This window comes from Streptomyces sp. NPDC046862, from assembly GCF_040704615.1.
GTDB lineage: Bacteria > Actinomycetota > Actinomycetes > Streptomycetales > Streptomycetaceae > Streptomyces.
The window spans coordinates 34,664-59,234 of the sequence record NZ_JBEYXP010000053.1; the positions used below are offsets into that span (position 1 = coordinate 34,664).

Below are 24,571 nucleotides of genomic sequence, written 5' to 3' on the forward strand. Positions count from 1 at the left end.
TACATCGGATGCTCAGGGCACCGGACGATCAAGGCGTCAGATGCTCAGGGCGTCGAGGACCTGTTCCAGGACCAGTACACCTCCCAGGCCGAGGATCGCGAGCACCGTGGTGTAGGTGGTGCGCGCCTTGATCGCGTCCAGGACGGAGAGGTTGAAGTACTCCTTGAACATCCAGAAGCCCGGGTCGTTGACGTGGGAGAAGGCGATCGAGCCGCAGGAGACGGCCAGCACCATGACCTCGGGGTGGATACCGCTGCCCGCGAGCAGCGGCAGCGCCACGCCGGAGGCGGTGACGACGGCCACGGTCGCCGAGCCGAGGGCCACACGGAGGACGGCCGCGATCAGCCAGGCCAGGATGATCGGGGAGATGGACCAGCCGTCGGTGGTGTCCTTGATGTAGTCGGCGATCCCGCCTTCGACGAGGACGTTCTTGAAGGCTCCACCCGCGCTGATGACCAGCAGGATCATCGCCATCGCCTGGGCCGCCTCCTTGCAGGAGTTGCTGACCTCGGTCAGGCTGCGGCCGATGCGCGGGCCGAACGCCCAGATCGCGACGAGCAGCGTGAGCAGCAGAGCGATCGGCGCGGACCCGATGAAGGCGACGAAGTGCAGGAACGGGTTCGAGGCGGAAGTGGACAGGTCGACCACCGCGGCGCCGGCTATCAGCACCACGGGCAGCAGGGCCACCGCCAGGGACCAGCCGAGGCCGGGCATCTCCTCGTCCTCGAAGACGCGCTCGCTGACCAGGCCCTTGGGGATGGACGGGTTCATGGCCCGGACGAACGGGAGGCGCGGCCACAGCAGGGCGATCAGCGCCCCGGCGGGGACGGCGATGAACAGGCCGTAGAACAGCGTCAGTCCGACGGACGCGTGGAAGGTCGCGGCCACGGCGGTCGGGCCGGGGTGGGGCGGCAGGAAGCTGTGCATGGTGGACAGGGCGATCGACATGGGCAGCCCCACCCACAGCAGGTTCGAGCGGGTGACCCGTACGAGGGTGAAGGCGATCGGCACGATGATGACGAAGGCGACCTCGTAGAACATGGTCACGCCGATGAGCATGGCGGTCACGACCATGGCGACCTGGACCCAGCGCGGGCCGCAGATGGCCAGCATCTTGTCGGCGATCCGCTGGGCGGCACCGGAGTCCCCCATCACCCGGCCGACCATGGCGCCGAGGCCGATGGTGAGCATGGTGTCACCGATCTGGTCGCCGATGCCGGCGGAGAGGACGTCCGGGATGTCCTCCAGGCCTATCCCCTGGACCACGGCGACACCCACGGCCACGAGGAGCAGGGCGGCGAAGCCATTCAGTCTGAGCTTCGTCATCAGGAGGAGCAGGACCAGGACACTGATCCCTACAACGACGAGCGGCATGTGTCAGCTCTCCCTTGAACTGGCGGTGCGGTGGTGCGTGCGTGCGTGAAGTGAAGGTCAGCGTTCGGCGCCGACGAGCCCCAGACCGTGGTCCAGCAGCTTGGTCAGCTCGGCGAGGTCTTCCGGGCCGGGATCCGTGAGCGGTGCGCGCACGGGGCCGACGGGCAGGCCGCGCAGCCGGGCGGCGGCCTTGACGAGGGAGACCGCGTAGCCGGGGACCCTGTCGCGCAGTTCGACGAACGGGATGTAGAAGCCGCTCAGCAGCTCGTCCATCCGGGCCGTGTCGCCCTCCTGGAAGGCGCCGAAGAAGGCGCGTGCGATCTCCGGGGCGAAGGCGTGGACGGCCGACGAGTACGCGGGGACGCCCACGGCGGCGTAGGCACGTGCCTGGATCTCCGCCGTCGCCGCCCCGTTGAAGAACAGGAAGCCCTCGGGTGCGGCGAGCGTCAGCCGCTGGAGGCGGTCGAGGTCGCTGTGTCCGTCCTTCAGCCCGATGACGGTGGGGATCTCCGCGATACGGCGCAGTCCGCCGGCGGTGAAGGAGACCTGGTCGCGCTGGTAGGCGATGAGGGGCAGGCCAGTGCCGGACGCGATCCGGCGCAGCTGCTCCACCAGGCCGTCCTGCGGGGCTTTCACCAGGTAGTGCGGGAGCACGAGGGCGGCGTCGGCGCCCGCCTGCTCGGCGATGCGCGCGAACCGCAGGGCCTGCGCCCAGCCGTAGCCGATGCCCGCGACGACGGGGACGCGCCCGTCCGCCGCCTCCACCGCGGCCGTGACGACCTGGCGGTACTCGTCCTCGTCCAGAGCCGTGAACTCCCCGGTGCCGCAGGCCGGGAAGACCGCGCCCGGCTCGGCGGCCAGCTGGAGCGCGAGGTAGGAGCGGTACGCGTCCAGGTCCAGGGTGCCGTCCTCGCGGAAGCTGGTGAGCGGGAAGGAGAGGACGCCCTGCGCCATGCCCTGGCTCAGGCGTCCGACGACACCGGCTGTTTCCACCATGTTCACTCCATTGAATGGGGTCCTCATATGAAGACGACGTCTACATATGAGGACGGAGGCTAGATCCGTGGACGCGCCAGGTCAATGGGTGTGCAGGTATTGATTGCGATCGGACGACAACGAAGAGGCCGGTCCCGTGCGACAGTTCGTGTCGCACGGGACCGGCCTCCGGGCCCGGAAACCCTCAGGGGGAGATGACGTTGTCGCCGGACACGAGCACCCGTACGTCCCACGGGCCGAGCTCCAGTGCCGTCCCCGCGGGCACGGGGCTGCCGTCGAGGACGTCGGTCAGGTCCACCGGAGTCAGGGCCCGGGCGGGCTGCCAGCTCCAGTTGTGGACGATGTGGACGCGGCGGCCGTCCCGCGCGGTGCCGGTCGTCGCGGTGACGGACGGCGGCAGGTCCTGCCAGCCGCTGCCCGCGGCCGGTACCAGCCATGCGGCCAGTGCCCGCCCGAGATCACGTCCGGGCACGGTGCCGACGTACGTGACGCGCCCCTGCCCGTGGCCGCGACTGGTGACGGCGGGCCAGCGGCCGAAGTGCGGGTGGTCGTAAGCGGCGAGGACGTCGGCGTCGACGACGGTCAGGCCGTCGGCCCAGCGCGTCGCCGTAGCCGTCTCCGGCAGCCGCAACGGGCTGCCGGGCGCGGCGTGGACGGCGAGGTCGCGGGCGAGGTTGCTGAACTCGTCGTACGTGACGCCCGCGGCCTCGCTGAGGCGTCCGGGAGCCGGCTCCTGCCGGGCGCGGGCCTCGTGGTCGGCGTACCCTGTGCGCGGGCCGAGGACCAGGTGGCCGCCGGCGTGGGCGTAGGCGGCCAGCCAGTCGAGGGTCGTGTCGTCGGCGATGTAGAGGGCCGGGACGACGAGGACGGGGTGGCGGCGCGCCGCCTCCTCGGGTGCGAGCCCCTCCCTTTCGCCGTGTGGGTCGGTCAGTTGCCGGGCGTGGACGATGCGCACCTGGCGGCCGGCGTCGAAGGCGCCGCGGTAGAAGGGGTCGAAGAGGCGGTGGTAGGCGGCGGGGTCGGGTTCGCCGTCGGCGGTCGCCAGCGGTGGATGCTTCTGCATCAGCCATTTGCTCGGCATCGAGTAGACCAGGGTGATGTCGGCGTCCGGCTCGATCCCGGCGACAAGTGGTCCGGCCGCCTCGAACTCCGCGCCCAGGCGGGCGATTTCGGCGTACGTACGGCCGGGGCGGCCGCTGTGCGGCAGGACGCCGCCCCAGTAGGTCTCGGCGCCGAAACGCAGCGTCTGCCACTGCCAGTACTCGATCATCCGCGCGCCGCGTCCGACGTGGGCCCAGGCCGCCTGCCGCCACTGGCCGTCGTAGCCGGGCCGGTTGTCCCAGGCGAAGCCGATGGAGTTCGCGTTGGTCTCGGTGACCAGGAAGGGCGCCTGCCGGGAGGAGAACATCCAGTCCGCGGTCTGGTACATCGACCACACCCCGGTGGTCTTCCACTTCTGTTCGTGGCGGTCGGGCGTGGGGTCGGGCAGCAGCAGGCCGTCCTGCATGTCGTAGTACGGGTTGCCCGACGCGATGTCGAGGCGGTCTGTCATCTCGTCGTCCTCCACCCCCTGGCGGGTGTACGAGATGCAGGTGGTGACGAACTGCCCGGGGCGGGCGTACTCGCGCACGATGTCGGCCTGCCAGCCGATGAACTCGGTGACCTGGCGGGCCTGGAACTCCCGCCACGCGACGTCGTACTGCGGCTGGACGTTGCCGTCCGGGGTCCACAGGTCGGCCCAGGTGGCCAGTTGGTGCGACCAGTAGACCAGGCCCCATTCGCGGTTGAGGGTCTCGACGTCGCCGTACTTCTCGCGGAGGTGGTCGACGAAGCGCTGGAAGACCCCGTGGTTGTGGAAGAGGTGCAGGCCGGGTTCGTTGTCGACCTGGAAGCCGATGACGGCCGGGTGGTCGGCGTACCGGGCGACGATCCGGCGGATGACCCGCTCGGCGTGGAAGCGGAAGGCGGGGTGGGTGAAGTCGGCCTCCTGGCGGGCGCCCCAGCCGATGCGCTGCCCCGTCGCGCGCTCACCCGTGATCTCCGGGTACTGGCGGGCGAGCCACGGCGGCACGGCGTACGTCGGCGTCCCGAGGATCACGGAGATGCCCCGCTCGTGGGCGCCGTCGAGGACGGGATGGAGCCAGTCCAGTTCGAAACGGCCGTTCTCGGGCTCCCAGGTCGACCAGACCGACTCGCCGACCCGGATCACGGTGAAGCGGGCCCCGGCCATCAGGTCGAGGTCGGTCTTGAGCTGTTCGTCCGACGGTGGCGGGGAGCCGTAGGCGGGCTGGTACTCGTGGTAGTACGCGGCGCCGAACAGGACACGGGCGGGCAGATCCGCCATGAAGGGACCTCCGGGAGATCGGGATGTGGGGGTGCGCGGCCGCGAGAGCGACGGGGCGGCGGTCGGTCGGGGAGTGGGGGCGAAGGGGCGTTACTGCTTGACGCCGCCAGCGGCCAGGCCGCTCTGCCAGTAGCGCTGGAGCAGGAGGAAGGCCACCACGAGCGGCACGATCGAGATCAGCGATCCGGTGACGACCAGAGCGAACATGTCGCTGCTGGAGCCCGCGCCGCCGTTCTGCGCCTGGGCCGCCCAGGAGGAGAGGCCGACCGTGATGGGGTACAGGTTGGGGTTGTTGAGCATGATCAGCGGCAGGAAGTAGTTGTTCCAGGTCGCCACGAGCGTGAAGAGCAGGACGGTCACCAGGCCCGGGGCGAGGAGTCGCAGGGCGATCGTGAAGAAGATCCGGGCCTCGCCGGCGCCGTCGATGCGGGCGGCCTCCAGGAGGCTGTCGGGGACGGCGTCCTGGGCGTAGACACGCATGAGGTAGAGGCCGAAGGGATTCACCAGGGACGGCAGGATGACGGCCCACGGCGTGTTGACGATGCCCGCCTTGGCGAAGAGCAGGTAGGTGGGGATCGCCAGGGCGGTGGCCGGGACCATCACCGCGCCCAGGACGAGGTTGAAGGCGAGCCGGTCGCCGCGGAAGCGGAACTTGGCGAACCCGTATCCGGCGGCCGCCGCGAGCAGCGCCGCGCCGACGGCGCTGACGATGGCGTAGAGGGCCGTGTTGACCAGCCAGTGGACGAAGACGCCGTTGTCCTGGGTGAAGGTCTCCTTGATGTTCGTCAGCAGCTGCGGGGCGTCGGAGAACCACAGGCCGAAGCTGTTGAACAGGTCCTGGGTGCTCTTGGTGGAGGCGATGAGCAGCCAGAACAGCGGCAGCAGGAAGTAGGCGAGGGCAGCCAGCATGGCGATGGTCAGCGGGGTGCTGCGGCGGGACGACGGTCGGCGTCGCTTCCCCCCTTCCCCGCCGCGGGTCTTCTCCGCCGTGGGCGTGAGGGCGGCCGTGGGAGCTGTGGTCGTCACGGGGTCCTCCTGCGGTTGGCGGTCAGCAGTACGGCGTAGGAGGCGATCACGATGACGAGGCCCAGGAGGAAGGACACCGTGGCCGCGTAGTTGAGCTGGTTGCCGGTGAAGGCGAGGGAGTAGGCATAGAGGTTGGCGGTGTAGGAGCTGCTGATGACGTCCGGCGCGATCTTCATCAGGAGGCTTGGTTCGTTGAACAGCTGGAAGCTGCCGATCACGGAGAACAGCAGGGTGAGCATCAGGGCCGGCCGCAGCGCGGGGAGCTTGACGGACCAGGCGACCCGCCAGGCGCCGGCGCCGTCCATCGCGGCCGCCTCGTACAGCTCGGACGGGATGGTCCGCAGGGCGGCGTACAGGATGATCATGTTGTAGCCGACGAACTCCCACGTCACGATGTTCGCGAGACTGCCGAGCATCCAGCTGTCACTGAGGAAGTGCGGGGCGGAGAAGTCGAGTTCGCGGCTGAGCTGGGCGAAGGGGCCGAAGTCCGGGCCGTACAGATAGCCCCACATGAGGGTCGCGACGACGCTCGGGACGGCGTACGGGACGAAGATCCCGAGGCGGATCACGCGAGCCAGGCGCAGCAGGCCGCTGTCGAGGGCGAGCGCGAAGAGCAGGGCCAGGACCAGCATCAGCGGCACCTGGATCAGGAAGAACAGGGCGACGCGTCCGACGCCGTGGAGGAGCAGCGGGTCCTGGAGGGCCTTGACGTAGTTGTCGAGGCCGACGAACACGTTGCCGCCGATGAGGCGTTCCTGGAAGAGACTGAGGTAGGCGGCGTAACCGAGCGGGGCGAGGAAGAGCAGGAGGAAGAGCGCCAGGAACGGTGCGACGAACAACGGCCCTGCCGCACCGTGGCGACGCGCACCACCGAGCCGGCGACGCGTCGGCCCCGTTCGGCGCGGGCCCTTGGCGGAGGCCGCGGTTGTGGCAGTCATCGTCGGGCCTTTCTGTGGGGTGGAACTGTCCGGGGAGCGGGTCCCGCACTCCCGCCGGAACGCGGGAACGGCGAGAATGGGAGCAGCGGGAAGGCAGCGGTGAGGACGGGAGCCCGGGACCCGCACACGGTCACGACGACTTGACGCTGAAGCCCTGGGCCTTGGCGTACTTGGTCAGGCGCGACTGCCAGGTGCCGAGTGCGGCGACGGTGTCGCTCTTGTCGGCGAGGGACTTGCCGACGGTCTCGGTCCAGTCCGTCGCCGCCTGGTCCAGGAACGGCGGCCACTGGAAGGAGGAGTTGACCGTCGCGCCGATGTCGGCGAAGACCTGGTTGACCTTCTGGCCGCCGTAGAAGGACGGCGTGTCCCCGACGAACTCGGGGTCGGTGAGCAGTGCCTTCGTCGCCGGGAAGAAGAACTGCTCGGTGGCGAACATCTTGGCGCTGGCGGGGTCGCTGTTGAGGAACTGCGCGAACAGCGCCGCCGCGATCGGGTTCTTGGTCGACCGGATCACCGCGGTCGTGGAGCCGCCCCAGTTGCCGGAGCTCGGCTTGGCGGCGTCCCACTGGGGCAGCGGGGCCGCCCGCCACTTGCCCGCGGTGGCCTTGGCGGAGCCGGAGAGGAAGACCGGGCCCCAGGCCGCGGTGAGCCACGTGGCGTACTTGCCCTTGTTGAGCGCGGCGTACCAGGAGTCGGTGAAGTCCGGCTCGACGCCGATGACTCCCTCCTTGGCGAGGGTGCCCCAGTAGTCGCCGAGTTTCTTCGAGACCGCGTCGTCGACGCTGATGGTGATGTCGCTGCCGGAGGTGGCGTACGGCTTGGCACCCGCCTGCCACAACAGACCATGCCAGGCGGCGACCTGGTTGGCCGCCAGGTTGGTGAGGTAGACGTCCGGATCGGCCTTGTGCAGCTTACGGGCCGCCGCGGCGAAGTCGTCCCACGTCTCCGGAACCTGGATGCCGTGCTTGTCGAAGATGTCCTTGCGGTACAGCATGCCCATCGGGCCGGTGTCCTGGGGAATCGCCCACACCTCGCCCTTGGCGCCGCTGACCTGGCCCCACGTCCAGTCGACGAACTTGTCCTTCAGCGCGGAGGCGCCGTACGGCCCGAGGTCCAGCAGACTGTTGGTGATGGTGAACGTCGGGATGGCCTGGAACTCGATCTGCACCATGTCCGGGGCACCACTGCCGGCTTTGAGCGCCGTGCGCAGCTTGGTGTACTGCGGGGTTCCCTGGCCGGCGTTGACGACCTTGACCTTGATGGCCGGGTACTTCTTCTCGAAGAGCGCGATCTCCTGCGCGATGTTCGGGACCCACGTCCAGAACGTCAGCTCGGTCGGCGTCTTCATGGCCTTGTCGATGTCGGCCTGGCTGACCGGCTTGGAGGAAGAGGAGGAGCCGCCGGAGTCGCCGCCGCACGCGGTCAGCGCGGCGCCGAGCGACACGGCTCCGGTCGCGGTGAGGAAGAGCCGGCGGCTCATCGGGGAGGAACTGGCGAAGGATCCGGAACTGGGCATGGTGAACTCCCGCCGATGGTGAGGGTGACGGCACGCCTGGCGAGGGCATGCCGAACGGAGGTGAGGAAGGGGAGGGTTGGCGCGGACGTCACGGTCCTGCGGTCAGGACGCAGGCGATTACCGTGGTCGGGCCACGTGCTGCCGAGGTGGAAAGCCGCCGCCGGCAGGAGAATGCGGGTGGGAACAGGGACCGGTGCGCAAGCCCGGCTGGGGGCCCGCGGAACGCGGCCGGGGAGGGCGGCACCGAGCAGCAGCCGGATGGGCGGCTCATCCCCGGGGCCGTATGCCCGGCTGTGAGCTGTGGTGGCCGAGCTGATCAGCGCTGGTCAGCGGTCGTCATGGGACGCCATGGGTCGTTCTTGGACGCCATGGGACGCCAGGGGTCGTCATGGAGGTGTCACGGGGAGCAGCGTCAGGGGCGGTCCTCCCCTCGCCAGCCGGCGGCGGTGCGGCGCCCGTGGCCCGGGGTCGTCCGGGGCGTCGGAGGCGCGGTCGAGGAACGGATGACGAGGTCGACCGGTGGGTCGCTCGCCGGCAGGGGATCCGCCTGCGGGTTCTCGATGGCGTGCACAAGGCGCTTGAGCCCCTCCTGCGCCACGGTGTCGAACGGCTGCCGCACCGTGGTCAGCGGAGGAGTCACATAGCCGGCGACCGGGATGTCGTCGAAGCCGACGACACTGACGTCCTCCGGCACCCGGCGGCCGGCTTCCACCAGCGCCCGCATCAGCCCGATCGCCATGTCGTCGTTCGCGGCGAACACCGCGGTCACTTCCGGGTCGGCGGCCAGAGCGCGGCCCGCCGCGTAGCCGGACGCGGCCGACCAGTCGCCCTCGACGACCGGCGGTACGTCTCTGCCGTTCGCGGCCAGCGCGGTTCGCCAGCCCTCGAGGCGGTCCCGTGCGGCGTACCACCGCTGCGGACCGGCGAGGTGCCGCACGGTCGCGTGCCCCAGGTCCAGCAGGTGTTCGGTGGCCGCCCGTGCCATCAGGTCGGCACGGCCTCCGGCGGTCAGGACCGTGGTGGCGGGGAACGGCGGCGGCGCTCCGATGACCAGGACGGGCACGGAGACACGGACGGAGACCTCTCCCCCGCCCCCCTCCTCGTCGATCGGCTCGGAGATGACGATGCCGTCCACTCCCTGGTCGAGGAGCGAGTCCACGGCGCCCGCGATGCCCGCGGGGTCGCCCTCCATCGTGTTGACCACGCGGAGCGCGTACCCCGTGTCCCGGACGACCCGCTCGACGCCCATGAGCAACGTCGCAGGACCGTACAGGGCGGTCCCCAGCGTCACCACACCGATGGAACGGGTCCGGCCGGAGGCCAGGGCCCGGGCCGCGTTGTTGAGCCGGTAGCCGAGTTGGCCGGCGGCTTCGAGCACGCGCCTGCGCACGTCGGCGGAGACGTACGGCTCGTCGTTGAAGACCCTCGACACCGTCTTCTGCGAGACACCGGCCAGCCGGGCGACGTCCACACTGCGCGGCGCGGCGGGACCTCCGCCCCGCCCTGTTCCTCGCGTCATGGTGTCTCCCGGTGGCCGACGACAGTGCCCGACAAGGGCCCGATACCGAGCCCATGATGTCAGACGGTCGCGTGCCTGACTGCGCTGTCATGTCTACGCAGTCATGTCTACGCAGTCATAAGGCGGCCGTCAAGACTCCGGTACGCATCCGTAATGTCCCTCCCGGCAGCGGGCGGGGCCCCCACCGCGCCGGAGGCAGCGATCCGCGCAGCTCGGAGGTGCTTCAGAGCGGTGTCCGAACAGCCGTGAACCCACGCTGCGACAGGGCCGGCCGGAAAGCGGCATCAGGCCGGGACTCCCCGTATCAGGCCGGGACTGACCGTGACGACTGCCGAAAGGGGGCGTTCATTGAATGAGCACGACCCGTCCTCAGCGATGCGGGACATCGCCGAGGTCGAGGCCCCACCGTGATGTTCGCCCTCCAGGAAGAGGAGTGGATCCATGCCCGACGTCGTACACGGCCCGCGGATCGTCATCATCGGCGGCGGCATCGGCGGTCTGGCCGCCGCCGCCTTCCTGCGCCGCGCGGGGCTGACCGCCACCGTCCACGAACAGGCGAGCGCGCTCACCGAGGTCGGCGCCGGGCTGGTCGTGGCTCCCAACGCCGTACGGCTGGTGCGCCGCCTCGGCGTCATGGAGCAGCTGCTGCGCCGGGCCGTGCCGCTGGACTGGGGCTGGGAGTTCCGCCGCTGGGCGGACGGGAGCGTGCTGTCGGTGGAGAACCTGAGCGGAGTGTGCGAACGGCTCTACGGCGAGCGCACCTACGTGGTCCACCGGGCCGACCTGCTGGACACCGTCCTGGCGGCCGTGCCCGGTGAGTGGATCCGTCTGGGCGCGCGGTGCGCCTCGGTCGAAGCGGTCTCCGACGGGGCGCTCGTGCGTTTCACCGACGGCGGCCACATCGAGGCGGACGTCGTGGTCGGCGCCGACGGCATGCACTCCGTCGTCCGCGAAGCGGTGACCGAACCCGCGCCGCCGGAGTACTCCGGCCTCTGTGCCTTCCGCACCATCGTGCCCGGCCACGCCGCGCCGGACTTCGCCCTTCGGCGGGCCCAGACCCTCTGGCTCGGGCCCGGGCGGCACTTCGTGCACTATCCGATCGCGGGCGGGCAGGCCGTCAACGTCGTCGCTGTCGCCCCTGCCGGGGACTTCACCGACGAGTCCTGGAGCGCGACGGCCACGATCGAGGAGCTCCGCGCCGAGTTCGCGGGCTGGGATCCGCGCGTGACGGACCTGATCGCCGCCGGCGGTGCCCCCGGGCGGTGGGCGCTGATGGACCGGGCGCCCCTGCGTCGGTGGAGTCGGGGCAGGGTCACGCTGCTCGGTGACGCCGCCCACCCCATGTTCCCCTTCTTCGGCCAGGGCGCGGCCCAGTCCATCGAGGACGCCGCGGTACTGGCGCACTGCCTGGCCGCGTCCGCGGACGACCCCGGGCAGGCGCTGAAGCGGTACCAGTCGGCGCGGATCGAACGCACCACTCGGCTCCAGCAGGTCAGTCACGCCCGCCGGGACATCAACCACCTGCCCGACGGCCCCGAACAGCAGGCCCGTGACACGGCACTCGCCGGCTCCGACCCCCTGGTGAGCAACGGCTGGATCTACGGCCACGACGCCGAGGCGGCGCTCACCCCCTGACCGGGATCGCGGACCGAGCCGAAACGGCAGGGGGCAGGCAACGGGGCTCCCGCCGTGGCGGGCAGACGAGCGAGCGGGTCGCCGCCAACTCGGCGCCGGACGGCGCCCATTGGCTCCCGGTCACGCAGAGGGTCGGCCCCGCGCGAAGACACCCGCCCCGCATCGCCCAGCTCTCACACTAACCCTGCTGATCAACCTGCGCACCCCGTCCGGCCTCCGCCGGTCACCCCCTTGAGCGAGCCGCCGATTTCAGGGCCGGGGCGCGCCCGGACCTGCCCCCGCACGTGACCTTCGCTGCCACAAGGTCGATACTGCCGACAGCAGCGCGTCAGCAGGCCCACGTCCACGCAGCAAAGGATCTTGACGACCCGTCATCACCGTCGGCGACAGGTCGGCGCCATACCGCCGAGCCCCCTTCCCACCCACCACCGACCGCCAAGATCGAGAACTGGCCCCAACCACTCTGACCAGCGATAATTGAGACCAGAGGGCCATCTGCCACTCTTTCCAGGAGGTACCCATGAAGATGCTGATCAACGTCGCGGAAACCGTCGTCGCGGACGCGCTCCGCGGACTGGCGGCGGCGCATCCCGAGCTGAACGTGGATGTGGAGAACCGGGTGATCGTGCGGCGGGACGCTCCGGTCGCGGGAAAGGTGGCGCTGGTATCGGGTGGGGGGTCGGGACACGAGCCGTTGCACGGTGGGTTCGTGGGCCTGGGAATGCTGTCCGCGGCATGCCCCGGTGAGGTGTTCACCTCACCCGTGCCGGACCAGATGGCGCGTGCGGCCGCCGCGGTGGACAGCGGCGCGGGCGTGCTGTTCATCGTGAAGAACTACACCGGCGACGTGCTCAACTTCGACATGGCGGCGGAGCTCGCCGAGGACGAGGGCATCCAGATCGCCAAAGTGCTCGTCAACGACGACGTCGCCGTGACCGACAGTCTCTACACCGCGGGGCGGCGCGGCACCGGTGCCACTCTGTACGTGGAGAAGATCGCCGGGGCCGCCGCCGAGGAGGGGCAGCCGCTGGAGCGCGTCGAGGCGTTGGCACGGCAGGTCAACGAGAACTCCCGCACCTTCGGTGTCGCGCTCAGCGCCTGCACGACCCCCGCCAAGGGCAGCCCCACCTTCGATCTCCCGCCCGGGGAACTGGAGTTGGGCATCGGCATCCACGGTGAACCGGGGCGTGAGCGGCGCGCGATGATGACCTCGGGCGAGATCGCCGACTTCGCGGTGAACGCCATCCTGGAGGACATGAACCCGCGCAACCCGGTGCTGCTCCTCGTCAACGGCATGGGCGCCACACCGCTGCTGGAGCTGTACGGCTTCAACGCGGAGGTGCAGCGCGCGCTCACCGACCGCGGAGTGGCCGTGGCGCGCACCCTCGTCGGCAACTACGTCACCTCGCTCGACATGGCCGGCGCGTCGGTGACCCTGTGCCAGGTCGACGAGGAGCTGCTGCGGCTGTACGACGCGCCGGTGAAGACGCCGGGGCTGCGGTGGGGTGTCTGAGCGTCGCGCCCAGGCACTCGCCGACGGCCACGCCCCGAACTCGTTCAGCGCATCAACTTCCGTACCACGCAAGGAGATTCCGTGCTCGACGCCGACTTCTTCCGCCGTTGGATGACGGCCACCGCGGCGGCCGTGGACCGTGAGGCCGAGCGGCTCACCGCCCTGGACTCACCGATCGGGGACGCCGACCACGGCAGCAACCTGCAACGCGGGTTCACCGCCGTGGTGGCCACGCTGGGGAAGGAGTCCCCCGGGACGCCGGGCGCGGTCCTCGTGCTCGCCGGGCGGCAGCTGATCTCGACGGTGGGAGGCGCCTCCGGTCCGCTGTACGGCACGCTGCTGCGCCGTACCGGCAAGGCGCTGGGTGACGACGCCGAGGTCACCGAGGAGCAGCTCACGGACGCGCTGCGTACGGGCGTCGACGCGGTCATGACCCTCGGCGGTGCCGCCCCCGGCGACAAGACCATGATCGACGCGCTGGTGCCGGCCGTCGAGGCGCTCGGCGACTCGTTCGCCGCGGCGCGGGCCGCCGCCGAGCAGGGCGCGGAGGCGACGACACCTCTGCAGGCCCGCAAGGGCCGGGCCAGCTACCTGGGCGAGCGCAGCATCGGGCACCAGGATCCCGGCGCCACGTCCAGCGCGCTGTTGATCGCGACCCTCGTCGAGGCCGCCGAGGCCGCCGGTGAGTGACGCCATGGACACCACAGACGCCACAGACGCCGCGGGCACCCTGGTCGGCATCGTGCTCGTCTCGCACAGTGCCGCCGTCGCATCCTCGGTCGCCGAACTGGCGAAGGGCCTCGCGGGCGGCGGCCCCACCGCCCCGGTCGCCCCCGCGGGCGGCACCCCGGACGGCGGACTGGGCACCAGCACCGAGCTGGTGTCGGCGGCGGCCGCGGCCGTGGACCGCGGTGCCGGGGTGGCGGTCCTGGCCGACCTCGGCAGCGCCGTCCTCACCGTGAAGGCCCTCCTCGCCGAGGGCGACGAGCTGCCCGTGGACACCCGCCTGATCGACGCCCCCTTCGTCGAGGGCGCCGTCGCCGCGGTCGTCACGGCCTCGGCGGGAGCGGACCTCGCCACAGTGGAGGCGGCAGCCACGGAGGCGTACTCCTACCGGAAGGAGTGATCCAAGCCCGCAGCCAGGCCGGGGCCCGCCCGGGGCGGGTTCCGGCGCCGGGCCCGCCCCGGCTCGTGCGCACGGCACCGCGCCCACCGGGCAGCCCCCCGGTCCGCCCCTCCCCCACAAGCTTGCGCGCCAGCACCTCCCCTTGGGCAACGGCTTCCGCTTGGTTCTCGATGGGGGTCACGCGCGTGTTCTTGAAGACGACGTACGTGACCCCTGAGGCGGCGCCGCCGGTGCGTGGGTCGGGGCGGATCCCGAGGCCCTTGGCCGTGGCGTACGAGGCCTCGCCGATGAGGTGGCGGGGGCCGGTGTCCCCGACGACGGCGTACTGGACGCGGTCGCCGTAGATGACGGCGGCGACGGAACCGCCCCGGACACCGTGAGCGCGGTGGTCCCAGATGCCGCTCGGAGCGGGTATGACGATGAAGGGGAGCGTCTCGGCGTTCAGGTAGCGCCCGTCGGACTGCGTGTAGGCGGTGGTGGGCGTGAACCAGGGGTCGGTCCCGCGGTTGCAGCGGGGGCCCGACTGGCCGTCGCAGTCGATGTCCATGTCGGCCTTCCAGAACACCGCGCGTTCCGTGTCGCAGACGGGGATGTCGGCCGGGGCGCCCGCGTCACTCCGGTAGCGGCCCTTCGAGACAGGCCGGCACTCGTCCAGCCTGGTCAGCAGGTCGGCGGCGCTGACCCCCTCGAAGCTACCCCCCTCGAACCGGGCGGACTCCCGTCGGTGTGCCTCGGCGGGCACCGTCGTGAGGGCGAGCAGGACGGCGCCGACCGTGGCCGGCGCCAGCGACTGGGCACGCACGATGAGGGATCCTCTCGTCGGCGGACAGGGATGATCACCCGCCCACGGTGAGGGAAAGTCACGGCGCGAGGCCAGTGCGACACGTCCGGATGCGGCACGACGTCACCTCGGTGCACGCGTGCGGCCGAGCGCCCGGCCCGTTGCGGGCCGGGCGACTCGGCCACTCTCGTCGGCGCGGGATCAGCGACGACAGCGGGCCGCGCCGGGCAGCGTGAAGCGTCCTCGGGCGAGGGTGAGTTCACGCCGCGTCAGAGCCTCAGCATACGTAGTCGTCGTGCCGATCCCGCGGAATGGTCGCGCGCGTGAGGACGCGCCATCGGCCGCGTGAGCGACACCTCCGGGCCATGACCCACCGCCCCCCTTGACGAGAGCATGCTGACAGGCGCCCTATAGGTACAGACCAATCCGGTGTCGGGGAGGGCAGAGCCGTGCGTCGCGTTCCTGTGCTGGTGATCTGTGGCTCGTTGGTCCTCGCCGTGGCCTGCGGCCGGGACGGGGCGCCCGAGGGCCGCACGCCCGGGGCGCCCGTCGGAGTCACCGCCGCGGCGGGCAGCGCCACCAGCGTGCACGTCATGTGGAATCGAGCGTCCGGAAAGCCGGAGGTCGCCGGGTACGAGGTGTATCGCGGCACCACGAAGGTGAAGGACGTGCCCGGCGGCGAGCACATGGTGGACGTCACCGGCCTCGCCCCGGCCACCACGTACGTGTTCACGGTGCGGGCGCGGAGCACCGCAGGGGAGGTGGGGCCACCCAGCCGGCGGATACGGGCCACGACGCCCCACGCGGTCGCCGCCGACAGCAGGGCACCGAGCCGGCCGGAGCGCCCGAAGGGCACGGTGGCCGGCAGCCGGGCGGTTCAGCTGTCCTGGGGGAGGTCGGCGGACGACCGGGGCGTGGTCTCGTACGACATCCTCCAGGGGGAGTCCAAGGTGCACAGTGTGGGCGGCGGACAGACCGCGGCCGTGGTGACGGGGTTGCGGCCCGGCACCCGCTACTCCTTCACCGTGCGGGCCCGGGACGCGACGGACAACGTCTCACCCGTGAGCGAAGCCGTGCGGCTCACCACCGCGCCGGGAACGGACGACGGCCGGGGCACCGCGCCCACCGGGTTCCGTGCGACGACGCGGCGCGCCGACGGGTCGTACTACATCGACCTGGCCTGGGTCCCGCCGCGCGCCGACGGGGCGATCACGGAGTACGAGGTCCACCTCGACGGGAAGGTCGCCACCTCGCTCGTGTGGGGCGGCACGGCGCCCCAGGACCGGGCCGAGTACGGCTTCTACCTGGGGCGCGAGGCCGGAGAGACGCACCGGGTGCGGATCAGGGCGAAGCTGCCGGACGGAACGTGGGGCGGGTTCTCGGCGGAGCGCACCGTGACCACGGGACGATGAGCGGTCCCGCGTATGCACCTGTAGGGGTCCCCCGGAGGAAGGAATCCGTCACCTGGCCGGGGGCGGTCCGCATGCGGCGGGAGCCGGAGGCACGTTGGCTCGCCCTGAGGCAGCACGGGGTTTCCCGATCCTCGGCGGCGCAAGGGACGTACCGCCAACCGTGCCGCTGGAGGGCAGTCCTATGCGCAGCATTCAGCCACTCGTCCGCTCCTGCCTGACCACGACCGCCGCCGCCGCGCTGCCGCTCGCCCTGGCCGCTCCGGCCATCGCCGCGCCGGGGATCTCGGTGAGCACCAGCGGGTCCACCGTCACGGTCACCACCAGCGCGTGCCCCACCATGGACGCCAACGGCAGGTTCGGCAGGGCCTCGCTGATGTCCAGCGGGCAGACGAGCTCCGCCCAGGGACGCCAGGCGACGCTGACCGGGTCGAGCACCACCCAGTCGGCCGTCTTCGGCAACGTCAGTCCGGGCACCTACACCGTGACCGTGGTGTGCAACGACGGAACCACGGCCGGCACGCAGTCCATCATCGTCTCCGGCACCCCCACGCCCACCCGTACCCCCACACCCACACCCACGCGCACCATCTCCGCGACCGCCTCACCCTCGCGCGGCGTCATGGGTGGTGTCGGCGGGGCCGCCAAGGACTACGGCACCCTCACGCTGGTGGGCGGCGGGGTCCTGGTGGCCTCAGGCCTGGGCGCGACGGTCTGGTACCTGCGCCGCCGGGCCAAGCCGCACCGCCTGTGACACCTGGTGCCGCGCCAGGGCCTGTCTGACAATTCCCGTCGTCGCCCGGAGGGCGGCCTCGCGGCGTCAGGTGCGTGCTCTGGGGGTCCCCCCGGCCGAAGGTTGGGGGAGTGCCGGGCTTAGACCCTCGTACTGGATGCACTTGGGTCTACGCCCGGTGCGGCGAGTGGGGGCACCTCCCACGCCCTTAAGGCAGTGGGGGAACGTGCAGGGCGTCGCGAGGCAGACGGGAATTGTCGAACAGGCCCTAGGAGGAGCCCTCGGGCGCGGGCAGGCGCTCGAACTCCTCCAGGGCGTGGGTCAGCCACCGCGTCCAGAACGTCTCCAGGTCGATGCCCGCCCTCAGGATCAGATGCTGCAGGCGGTCCTGGGGCGTGTCCCTGTCGCGTCCGAAGTCACGCCGCTGGATCTCCTCGTACTCCGCCAGCTGCCGCTGGTGCAGGGCGAGATGGCGGCGCAGGTCGTCCTCGATGCCCGTCGTGCCGACCACGGCCGAGGCGCGCAGCCGCAGCAGCAGGGTGTCCCGCGGCGGCTTGGGGTCCTGGGAGGCCGCCGTCCAGCGGGCCAGCTCGGCACGGCCCGCGGGCAGCACCTCGTAACTCTTCTTCTGCCCGCGGGTCGGCTGCTCGGACGGCAGGGCACGGATGTAGCCCTCGTTCTCCAGTTTTCCCAGCTCGCGATAGATCTGTTGGTGCGTCGCCGACCAGAAGTAGCCGATCGAGCGGTCGAACCGGCGGGTCAGATCGAGCCCCGACGACGGCTTCTCGAGCAGAGCGGTGAGGATCGCGTGCGGGAGTGACATGGCCTCATCCTAGGTTCGCCCCGCCGGCCTCCCAGGGCCTGTCGCCGAACTCCCGTCGTCCGCGGAAGGGCGGGCCCTGCGACGTCAGAGTGCGTGCATGGCGCCGCAGGGCAGACGGGAGTTCGGCGACAGGGCTAGAGCGCCGCCGCCAGCTCGGTGCCCTGCTTGATGGCCCGCTTGGCGTCCAGTTCGGCGGCCACGTCGGCGCCGCCGATGAGGTGCGCGCTGCGGCCCGCGGCGACCAGGGTCTCGTACAGGTCGCGGCGCGGTTCCTGTCCGGTGCAGAGCACGACCGTGTCGACCGGGAGGACCTGGCGGACGCCGTCGACGGTGACGTGCAGTCCGGCGTCGTCGATCAGGTCGTACTGGACGCCCGGAACCATGGCGACCCCGCGGTGCTTGAGCTCGGTGCGGTGGATCCAGCCGGTGGTCTTCCCGAGGCCGGCGCCGACCTTGGTGGTCCTGCGCTGCAGGAGGTGCACGGAGCGCGGCGGGGCGGGCCGCTCGGGTGCGGCGAGGCCGCCGGGGGCGCGGTAGTCCATGTCGACGCCCCACTGGCGGAAGTACTCCGCCGGGTCCTCGCTCGCCTCGTCTCCGCCGTCGGTGAGGTACTCGGCGACATCGAAGCCGATGCCGCCCGCGCCGAGGATCGCGACCCGTTCGCCGACCGGCGCGCCGTCGCGCAGGACGTCGAGGTAGCCGAGGACGCTCGGGTGGTCGACGCCCGGGATGTCGGGCGTGCGCGGGGTGACACCGGTGGCGACGACGACGTCGTCGTACGGGGTGAGGTCGTCCGCGGTGACGTAGGCACCCAACCGCACGTCCACACCGCGCAGTTCGAGCTGGGCGCGGAAGTACCGCAGCGTCTCGTCGAACTCCCGCTTGCCGGGGACCTTGCGGGCGACGTTCAGCTGGCCGCCGATCTCCTTCGCGCCGTCGAAGAGCGTGACGTCGTGGCCGCGTTCGGCGGCGGAGACCGCGCAGGCGAGTCCGGCCGGGCCGGCGCCAACCACCGCGACGCGCTTGCGCCGCCGTGTCGGGGAGAGGACGAGTTCCGTCTCGTGGCAGGCGCGCGGGTTGACCAGGCAGGAGGTGATCTGTCCGCTGAAGGTGTGGTCGAGGCAGGCCTGGTTGCAGCCGATGCAGGTGTTGATGGTGTCGGGCCGGCCCTCACGCGCCTTGGCGACGAAGTCGGGGTCGGCGAGCATGGGCCGGGCCAGCGACACCATGTCGGCGTGGCCCTCGGCGAGCAACTGCTCGGCGAGTTCGGGGGTGTTGATGCGGTTGGTCGTGACGAGCGGTACGGAGACGGCGCCCATGACCTTCTTCGTCACCCACGTGTAGGCGCCGCGCGGCACCGACGTGGCGATGGTGGGGATGCGTGCCTCGTGCCAGCCGATGCCCGTGTTGATGATCGTCGCTCCGGCGGCCTCCACCGCCCTGGCGAGGGTGATCACCTCGTCGAGCGTGGAGCCGCCGGGCACCAGGTCGAGCATCGACAGGCGGTAGACGACGATGAAGTCCTCGCCGACCGCCTCGCGCACCCGCCGCACGATCTCGACGGGGAAGCGCACGCGGTTCTCGTACGAGCCGCCCCAGCGGTCCTCGCGCCGGTTGGTCTGGCGGGCGATGAACTCGTTGATCAGATAGCCCTCGGAGCCCATGATCTCGACGCCGTCGTAGCCGGCCCGGCGCGCGAGACGGGCCGTCCGCGCGTAGTCGTCGATGGTCTGCTCGACCTCGGCGTCGGTGAGGGCGTGCGGCACGTAGGGGCTGATCGGCGCCTGGAGGGCGCTCGGGGCGACGAGATCGCGGTGGTAGGCGTAGCGCCCGAAGTGCAGGATCTGCAGGGCGATCCGGCCCCCCTCGCGGTGCACGGCGTCGGTGATCTGCCGGTGCTGTTCGGCCTCCGCGTCGGTGGTGAACTTGGCGCCGCCCTCGTACGGCCGGCCCGCCTCGTTGGGCGCGATGCCGCCGGTGACGATGAGGCCCACTCCCCCGCGCGCCCGCGCCGCGTAGAACTCCGCCATGCGCTCGAAGCCGCGCTCGGCCTCCTCCAGGCCGACGTGCATGGAGCCCATGAGCACGCGGTTGGGGAGCGTGGTGAAGCCCAGGTCAAGGGGCTGAAGCAGGTGGGGAAATCGGCTCATCGGGCCCTCCGTGCGTGGCGTCGTCCCGACCGTTGTAGACGACGCCACGCGGTTTTTGCAACTAGTTGCACAACGGGTGAGGGCAAGCCCACATCCGGGCGGAGGGCACGGCTAACCGAGGGTTTCGGCTCTGGTGCCGATCACGACGTGGGCGTCCCACTCCTCCGACACCGCGAGGCGTGTGCTCAGCCCGCAGTGCCTGAAGGTCTCCACGGCGAGCGGTGCCTGCCGTGCGCTCGTCTCGACGAGCAGGTGACCGCCGGGCGCCAGCCAGCGGGGCGCCTCGGCCGCGACCCGGCGCAGGATGTCGAGCCCGTCCGCGCCGCCGTCGAGAGCGACCCACGGTTCGTGGTCGCGGGCCTCCGGCGGCAGGAGGGGGACCTCGTCGGTGGGGACGTACGGGACGTTGGCCGCGAGGAGGTCGACCCGGCCGAGCAGGGTGCCGGGCAGGGCGGCGAAGAGATCGCCCTCGTGGACGTGGCCCCCGAAGTCGGCGACGTTGCGGCGGGCGCACCGCACCGCCGTCGGCTCGATGTCGGCGGCGTGCAGTGCGGCACCGTCGAGGGCAGCGGCGAGCGCCGCCCCCACCGCGCCCGAGCCGCAGCACAGGTCCACGACGAGGGACGCGCCGGGCGCCGCGGCCAGTGCCTGTTCGACGAGGAACTCCGTACGACGGCGGGGTACGAACACGCCGGGATCGACGGTGATGCGCAGCCCCCGGAACCGGGCCCAGCCGAGGACGTGTTCAAGAGGCAGGCCCGCGATGCGCCGGTCCAGCATGGCAGTGACCTCGTCGGGCGTACGGGCGGAGGAAAGGATCAACTCCGCCTCGTCCTCGGCGAAGACGCAGCCCGCGGAGCGAAGCGCGGTGACGACGGCGGGAGTCGAGAGAAAACGCATGGATAGCCGAGAGCCTTTCGGTGGGCCGAAGGGTGCTCTGGCGGTGCGGTCTCAGCGCACCGTGCCGCATTGAGGTGAGAGCACCCGACCTGACACAGCGGTGATGGTTCCCACCTCCCCCGAAGACGTGACGACTGGCCGTCCACAGTACCTCACGGGCGCCCACCGCCACTCCCGTTTCGCCGACGCACCGTCACGTCTCACCGCCCGACAGTCACGCGCTCCTCCAGCCCTTCACTCGCGGGCACCCGCACCGCCCGGAATGTGGTCGTACGACGCAGCCGGAAGCCCAGCGACTCGTACAGCCGTATGGCGCCGGTGTTGCCCGCACCCGTGTGCAGGAACGGGGTCTCGCCGCGCTCGCGGATGCCGTGGGCCACGGCACGGATCAGCCGGGTCGCGAGGCCCTCACCGCGGAAGTCCGGGTCGGTGCAGACCGCGCTGATCTCCGTCCATCCGGGCGGGTGCATCCGCTCCCCCGCCATCGCGACGAGGGCGCCGCCGCGGCGTATCCCGAGGTAGGTGCCGAGCTCGACGGTGCGGGGCAGGAAGGGGCCGGGTCTGGTGCGTGCGACCAGGTCGAGCATGTCGGGTACGTCGGCGGGTCCGAGCCGTACGGCCTCCGGGTCGGGGGCGGTGTCCACGTTGTCGTCGACGAGTTGGACGCCGTCGAGGCTGAACGTCACGTCCCAGCCGTCCGGGAGCGTCCCCCGGAAGCCCGGCAGCTCGACCTCCGCGCCGGGGCCCGCCAGCGCCGCCACGTCCGCCCAGTCGCCGGCGTCGGGCTCGTCGGGCAGGGCCAGCCACGGGGACACGTCGACGGGGTAGCGGAGGACCCGGCCGCGCCGCTCGGCGAAATGGGCGTGGGGGCCGGTCAGCGCGGCCAGGGCGGGATTGTCCAGGACATGACTCGCGGGGACCGCGCTCGTGCGGTTCGTGCGGATCGTGCGACTCGTACGGCTCATGTGCCGACCTCGATCACGATCTTGCCCCGGGCGTGGCCCTCCTCGACCGTGCGCAGTGCCTCGCCGGCCCGGTCGAGGGGGACGGTCCGCGTCACATGGGGCCGCAGGCTGCCGTCGACTACCAGCTTGGCCACCTCGTCCAGCACGGCGGCGGTGCGGGCGCGGGCGACGGGCGCGCCGCCGAGTCGTCCCACGATGTCCTTGCCGCCCGCGGTGATCAGCTTCGTGCGGTCGTCGAGCAACTCGGCCGCCGCCTCGAGAACCTCGCCGCCCACCAGGTCGTAGACCGCGTCCACGCCGTCGGGCGCCGCGGCCCGTACGTCCGTCACGAAGTCCGGGCCGGAGGGCACGTGCACGGCGCCGAGGGACTCGACGAACGCCTTCTTGCCCGCGCCCGCCACACCGATGACCTTCGCCCCGAGGGCCCGGGCGATCTGCACGACGGCCACGCCGACGCCGCCGCCCGCGCCGGTGACGACGAGGGTGGCACCGGCGGGCAGGTCCAGCTGGCGGACGCCGTCGTAGGCGGTCGCCGCCGCGACGGGCAGGGCGGCGGCGTCCGTGAAGGAGATCTCCGCGGGCTTGTGGGCGGTCACGGCGACGGGCAGCAGCGCGTACTCGGCGTATCCGCCGGCGACCGGGTTGCCGAACACCTCGTCACCGACGGCGAATCCGGTCACGTCCGGGCCCACCTGCTCGACGACTCCGGCGGCCTCGTTGCCGAAGACGGCGGGCAGTTCCCGGGCGCTCTGGCCGGGGCGGGCATAGCCGCTGCGCTGCTTGAAGTCGACGGGGTTGACGCCGGCCGCGCGCACCGCGACGAGCAGCTCGCCGGGGCCGGGGACCGGCTTCTCCTGCTCGACGAGGGCCTCGGCCTCCGGGCCGCCGTACCGCGTGAAGACATACGCCTTGGGCATGGGTTTCCACTCTCCTTCGCTGTCACCAGGTCACCGGTCGCACCGCGGAACCACCGTGGTCGGCACCTTGCGGCAAGGAAGATCGCGCGCGGGCTATTCCCGTCGGTCCGGAGAGTTCATGATGCCGCAATGATCACCGCGGGCCCGCGGACCGGAGCACCGTGCCCGCGGACGTACCGTGGGACGCGTGCGCACGGTCACCCCCTCGCACCCCTCACCACGTCCGGCCTGGAGGCACCCACCCGTCATGCACGTCACCCGAGGCTTCACCGGACGCCCGCGCGTCCCCGACGCCGGACTGCCGCCCGGCCAGTACGACGCGCGCGACGACTGGCCGGTGCTGTCGGCCGAGGTCACGCCCGCGCTGGCGACGGCCGACTGGACGTTCCGGATCGACGGGCTGGTGGCCGAGCCGCGCAGTTGGAGCTGGGACGAGGCGCACGCGCTGCCGGCTTCGGTGTACCAGGGCGACATCCACTGTGTGACGGGCTGGTCGAAGTTCGGGGTGCGGTTCGGGGGCGTGTCCCTGGACGCGTTCCTGGATCTCGTACGGCCGCTGCCGACGGCGACGCACGTGGTGGCGTACGCGCACACCGGGTACACCTCGAACCTTCCGCTCGCCGACCTCACCGGGGGCCGCGCGTGGATCGCGTGGGAGTACGGCGGGCGGCCGCTGTCCGCCGAGCACGGCGGCCCGGCGCGGCTGGTCGTGCCGCACCTGTACTTCTGGAAGAGCGCCAAGTGGATAGCGGGCCTGCGGATCCTCGACCAGGAGGAGCCGGGCTTCTGGGAACGCAACGGCTACCACGCGCGCGGCAACCCGTGGGAGGAGCAGCGGTACGCCGGCGACTGAGCCGGCCGTACCCGTGGGACATGCGATGACCGAGACGTACACACCCCCGACCCGGTTCGCCGTGCCCGGCCGTATCGCCGTGAGCGGGCAGGCCGCGAGCGTGTGGCAGACGGCCACGCTGACGGAGATCCGCCGGGAGACGCCGCGCGCCGCGACGTTCCGGTTCGCCGTGCCCGGCTGGTCGGGGCATCTGCCGGGGCAGCACCTGATGGTGCGGCTGACCGCGGCGGACGGCTATGTGGCGCAGCGCCACTACTCGATCGCGTCCGCGCCCGACGACACCGGGCACATCGAGCTGACCCTGGACCACGTCGAGGGCGGCGAGGTGTCCGGCTGGTTCCACACCGTGGCCGGGCCCGGGGACCAGGTGGAGGTGCGAGGGCCGCTCAGCGGGTTCTTCGCCTGGCCGGGCGACCGGCCCGCGCTGCTGCTCGGGGCGGGGTCCGGTGTCGTCCCCCTGATGTCGATGGTCCGCCACCACCGGGCACGGGAACTCACGCTGCCACTGCGGCTGCTGGTGTCGGCGCGCAGCCCCGAGGAACTGATCTACGCGAGCGAGTACGGCGCGGAGACCACCCCGGTCTTCACCCGCAGGGCGCCGGAGGGCGGGGCCGTGGGACGTGTGTCGGCCGCCCATGTGGCGGCGCTCCTGGCCGAGCCGCCACATGACGGGTGGGAGGCCTATGTGTGCGGCTCCAACGGGTTCGCTGAGCACGCCTCACGCCTGCTGGTCGCGGCGGGGCAGCCGGTGGAGCGGATCCGCATCGAACGGTTCGGCTGAGGCCCGGGCAACCGGCTGATCCGCGGCCGGAGGGTGAGGTCAGCCGTGACCAGGAGCCCGGCCCCTGGTGGAGGCCTTCACGAGGTGGGGGGCGGGCTCGGACCACCTCCTCGGAGACGGGCGTCGCCCGGGTGATGACTCCCGCCTTTCGCGTGGCCGACGCATGCCCTTCGAGGGAGGCCCTTCGCGGGGGTTCCGCCGGTCGCCGGTGGGCGTGGACCTGCTACGGGTGGGCGTTTCGGGGTGACCGGGCTGGGAACTCCAGCGGCAGA

At 71.6% G+C, this 24,571-nt stretch carries 20 protein-coding genes and 1 pseudogene; 8 read left to right on the top strand and 13 right to left on the bottom strand.

The window, feature by feature from the left end; translation table 11 throughout:
* Positions 1-36 precede the first annotated feature (36 nt).
* The 7 genes from AB0959_RS41400 to AB0959_RS41430 all read right to left on the bottom strand — a co-directional run bounded on the left by AB0959_RS41400 (position 37) and on the right by AB0959_RS41430 (position 9,665).
* Positions 37-1,374 (bottom strand): gluconate:H+ symporter, encoded by a 1,338-nt coding sequence (locus AB0959_RS41400; RefSeq protein WP_366831991.1) that lies wholly within the window; start codon positions 1,372-1,374, stop codon positions 37-39.
* Positions 1,375-1,431: 57 nt separating this feature from the next.
* Positions 1,432-2,370, bottom strand: coding sequence for a 5-dehydro-4-deoxyglucarate dehydratase (locus AB0959_RS41405; protein WP_366831992.1), 939 nt, complete (start codon positions 2,368-2,370; stop codon positions 1,432-1,434).
* 184 nt (positions 2,371-2,554) lie between these two features.
* Positions 2,555-4,714, bottom strand: coding sequence for a beta-galactosidase (locus tag AB0959_RS41410; RefSeq protein WP_366831993.1), 2,160 nt, complete (start codon positions 4,712-4,714; stop codon positions 2,555-2,557).
* A gap of 90 nt (positions 4,715-4,804) precedes the next feature.
* Entirely contained in the window at positions 4,805-5,740 is a 936-nt protein-coding gene (locus tag AB0959_RS41415) for a carbohydrate ABC transporter permease (protein WP_366831994.1), read from the bottom strand.
* Positions 5,737-6,678 (bottom strand): sugar ABC transporter permease, encoded by a 942-nt coding sequence (locus AB0959_RS41420; protein WP_366831995.1) that lies wholly within the window; start codon positions 6,676-6,678, stop codon positions 5,737-5,739. The genes AB0959_RS41415 and AB0959_RS41420 overlap by 4 nt, the downstream gene beginning before the upstream one ends.
* A 130-nt stretch (positions 6,679-6,808) precedes the next feature.
* On the bottom strand, positions 6,809-8,194 hold the full coding sequence (locus AB0959_RS41425; RefSeq protein WP_366831996.1) for an extracellular solute-binding protein: 1,386 nt from the start codon (positions 8,192-8,194) through the stop codon (positions 6,809-6,811).
* A gap of 412 nt (positions 8,195-8,606) precedes the next feature.
* A complete protein-coding gene (locus AB0959_RS41430) occupies positions 8,607-9,665 on the bottom strand; it encodes a LacI family DNA-binding transcriptional regulator (RefSeq protein WP_366832038.1) in 1,059 nt (352 codons plus the stop codon).
* 489 nt (positions 9,666-10,154) lie between these two features.
* Here AB0959_RS41430 and AB0959_RS41435 point away from each other — a divergent pair, with 489 nt between their 5' ends.
* The 4 genes from AB0959_RS41435 (at position 10,155) to AB0959_RS41450 (ending at position 13,987) form a co-directional block, all read left to right on the top strand.
* Positions 10,155-11,348 carry an FAD-dependent monooxygenase gene (locus AB0959_RS41435; protein ID WP_366831997.1) on the top strand — a complete coding sequence of 398 codons (1,194 nt, stop codon included), beginning with the start codon at positions 10,155-10,157 and terminating at the stop codon, positions 11,346-11,348.
* A gap of 520 nt (positions 11,349-11,868) precedes the next feature.
* Positions 11,869-12,861, top strand: a complete 993-nt coding sequence (gene dhaK / locus AB0959_RS41440; RefSeq protein WP_366831998.1) for a dihydroxyacetone kinase subunit DhaK — start codon at positions 11,869-11,871, stop codon at positions 12,859-12,861.
* A gap of 81 nt (positions 12,862-12,942) precedes the next feature.
* Positions 12,943-13,551 (top strand): dihydroxyacetone kinase subunit DhaL, encoded by a 609-nt coding sequence (dhaL, locus tag AB0959_RS41445; RefSeq protein WP_366831999.1) that lies wholly within the window; start codon positions 12,943-12,945, stop codon positions 13,549-13,551.
* Between the two features lie 4 nt (positions 13,552-13,555).
* On the top strand, positions 13,556-13,987 hold the full coding sequence (locus AB0959_RS41450) for a PTS fructose transporter subunit IIA (protein ID WP_366832000.1): 432 nt from the start codon (positions 13,556-13,558) through the stop codon (positions 13,985-13,987).
* Positions 13,988-14,099: 112 nt separating this feature from the next.
* On the opposite strand, the pseudogene AB0959_RS41455 reads toward AB0959_RS41450, so the two are convergent.
* Positions 14,100-14,789, bottom strand: a pseudogene (locus AB0959_RS41455) (glycoside hydrolase family 75 protein); the annotation flags it as partial.
* A gap of 428 nt (positions 14,790-15,217) precedes the next feature.
* On the opposite strand from AB0959_RS41455, the gene AB0959_RS41460 reads away from it, so the two are divergent.
* Both AB0959_RS41460 and AB0959_RS41465 read left to right on the top strand, forming a co-directional pair.
* Positions 15,218-16,180: a fibronectin type III domain-containing protein gene (locus tag AB0959_RS41460; protein ID WP_366832001.1), complete on the top strand. Its 963-nt coding sequence runs from the start codon at positions 15,218-15,220 to the stop codon at positions 16,178-16,180.
* A 181-nt stretch (positions 16,181-16,361) separates the two neighbouring features.
* Positions 16,362-16,931, top strand: coding sequence for a hypothetical protein (locus AB0959_RS41465; RefSeq protein ID WP_366832002.1), 570 nt, complete (start codon positions 16,362-16,364; stop codon positions 16,929-16,931).
* A gap of 247 nt (positions 16,932-17,178) precedes the next feature.
* Here AB0959_RS41465 and AB0959_RS41470 read toward each other — a convergent pair whose 3' ends face one another.
* From AB0959_RS41470 to AB0959_RS41490, 5 genes are all read right to left on the bottom strand, one after another.
* Positions 17,179-17,733, bottom strand: coding sequence for a PadR family transcriptional regulator (locus AB0959_RS41470; protein ID WP_366832003.1), 555 nt, complete (start codon positions 17,731-17,733; stop codon positions 17,179-17,181).
* A 134-nt stretch (positions 17,734-17,867) separates the two neighbouring features.
* Complete coding sequence (locus tag AB0959_RS41475) at positions 17,868-19,883, bottom strand: NADPH-dependent 2,4-dienoyl-CoA reductase (RefSeq protein WP_366832004.1); 2,016 nt, start codon at positions 19,881-19,883, stop codon at positions 17,868-17,870.
* A 111-nt stretch (positions 19,884-19,994) separates the two neighbouring features.
* The gene (locus AB0959_RS41480; protein ID WP_366832005.1) at positions 19,995-20,783 is read right to left on the bottom strand and encodes a putative protein N(5)-glutamine methyltransferase; all 789 of its coding nucleotides are present in this window, start codon (positions 20,781-20,783) and stop codon (positions 19,995-19,997) included.
* Positions 20,784-20,983: 200 nt separating this feature from the next.
* Positions 20,984-21,748 (bottom strand): GNAT family N-acetyltransferase, encoded by a 765-nt coding sequence (locus tag AB0959_RS41485; protein WP_366832006.1) that lies wholly within the window; start codon positions 21,746-21,748, stop codon positions 20,984-20,986.
* Entirely contained in the window at positions 21,745-22,665 is a 921-nt protein-coding gene (locus AB0959_RS41490; RefSeq protein WP_366832007.1) for an NADP-dependent oxidoreductase, read from the bottom strand. The genes AB0959_RS41485 and AB0959_RS41490 overlap by 4 nt, the downstream gene beginning before the upstream one ends.
* 247 nt (positions 22,666-22,912) lie before the next feature.
* Here AB0959_RS41490 and AB0959_RS41495 point away from each other — a divergent pair, with 247 nt between their 5' ends.
* Together AB0959_RS41495 and AB0959_RS41500 are read left to right on the top strand one after the other, a co-directional pair.
* On the top strand, positions 22,913-23,518 hold the full coding sequence (locus AB0959_RS41495; protein ID WP_366832008.1) for a sulfite oxidase-like oxidoreductase: 606 nt from the start codon (positions 22,913-22,915) through the stop codon (positions 23,516-23,518).
* A gap of 25 nt (positions 23,519-23,543) precedes the next feature.
* The gene (locus AB0959_RS41500; protein ID WP_366832009.1) at positions 23,544-24,299 is read left to right on the top strand and encodes a ferredoxin reductase; all 756 of its coding nucleotides are present in this window, start codon (positions 23,544-23,546) and stop codon (positions 24,297-24,299) included.
* The last annotated feature ends 272 nt before the right edge of the window (positions 24,300-24,571 follow it).

What these genes read in the sequence shown, in the direction of transcription:
- AB0959_RS41400 (WP_366831991.1), bottom strand. Translation starts at nt 1,374, where the DNA reads ATGCCGCTCGTCGTTGTAGGGATCAGTGTCCTGGTCCTGCTCCTCCTG.
- AB0959_RS41405 (WP_366831992.1), bottom strand. Translation starts at nt 2,370, where the DNA reads ATGGTGGAAACAGCCGGTGTCGTCGGACGCCTGAGCCAGGGCATGGCG.
- AB0959_RS41410 (WP_366831993.1), bottom strand. Translation starts at nt 4,714, where the DNA reads ATGGCGGATCTGCCCGCCCGTGTCCTGTTCGGCGCCGCGTACTACCAC.
- AB0959_RS41420 (WP_366831995.1), bottom strand. Translation starts at nt 6,678, where the DNA reads ATGACTGCCACAACCGCGGCCTCCGCCAAGGGCCCGCGCCGAACGGGG.
- AB0959_RS41425 (WP_366831996.1), bottom strand. Translation starts at nt 8,194, where the DNA reads ATGCCCAGTTCCGGATCCTTCGCCAGTTCCTCCCCGATGAGCCGCCGG.
- AB0959_RS41435 (WP_366831997.1), top strand. Translation starts at nt 10,155, where the DNA reads ATGCCCGACGTCGTACACGGCCCGCGGATCGTCATCATCGGCGGCGGC.
- dhaK (WP_366831998.1), top strand. Translation starts at nt 11,869, where the DNA reads ATGAAGATGCTGATCAACGTCGCGGAAACCGTCGTCGCGGACGCGCTC.
- AB0959_RS41450 (WP_366832000.1), top strand. Translation starts at nt 13,556, where the DNA reads ATGGACACCACAGACGCCACAGACGCCGCGGGCACCCTGGTCGGCATC.
- AB0959_RS41465 (WP_366832002.1), top strand. Translation starts at nt 16,362, where the DNA reads ATGCGCAGCATTCAGCCACTCGTCCGCTCCTGCCTGACCACGACCGCC.
- AB0959_RS41470 (WP_366832003.1), bottom strand. Translation starts at nt 17,733, where the DNA reads ATGTCACTCCCGCACGCGATCCTCACCGCTCTGCTCGAGAAGCCGTCG.
- AB0959_RS41475 (WP_366832004.1), bottom strand. Translation starts at nt 19,883, where the DNA reads ATGAGCCGATTTCCCCACCTGCTTCAGCCCCTTGACCTGGGCTTCACC.
- AB0959_RS41480 (WP_366832005.1), bottom strand. Translation starts at nt 20,783, where the DNA reads ATGCGTTTTCTCTCGACTCCCGCCGTCGTCACCGCGCTTCGCTCCGCG.
- AB0959_RS41485 (WP_366832006.1), bottom strand. Translation starts at nt 21,748, where the DNA reads ATGAGCCGTACGAGTCGCACGATCCGCACGAACCGCACGAGCGCGGTC.
- AB0959_RS41490 (WP_366832007.1), bottom strand. Translation starts at nt 22,665, where the DNA reads ATGCCCAAGGCGTATGTCTTCACGCGGTACGGCGGCCCGGAGGCCGAG.
- AB0959_RS41495 (WP_366832008.1), top strand. Translation starts at nt 22,913, where the DNA reads ATGCACGTCACCCGAGGCTTCACCGGACGCCCGCGCGTCCCCGACGCC.
- AB0959_RS41500 (WP_366832009.1), top strand. Translation starts at nt 23,544, where the DNA reads ATGACCGAGACGTACACACCCCCGACCCGGTTCGCCGTGCCCGGCCGT.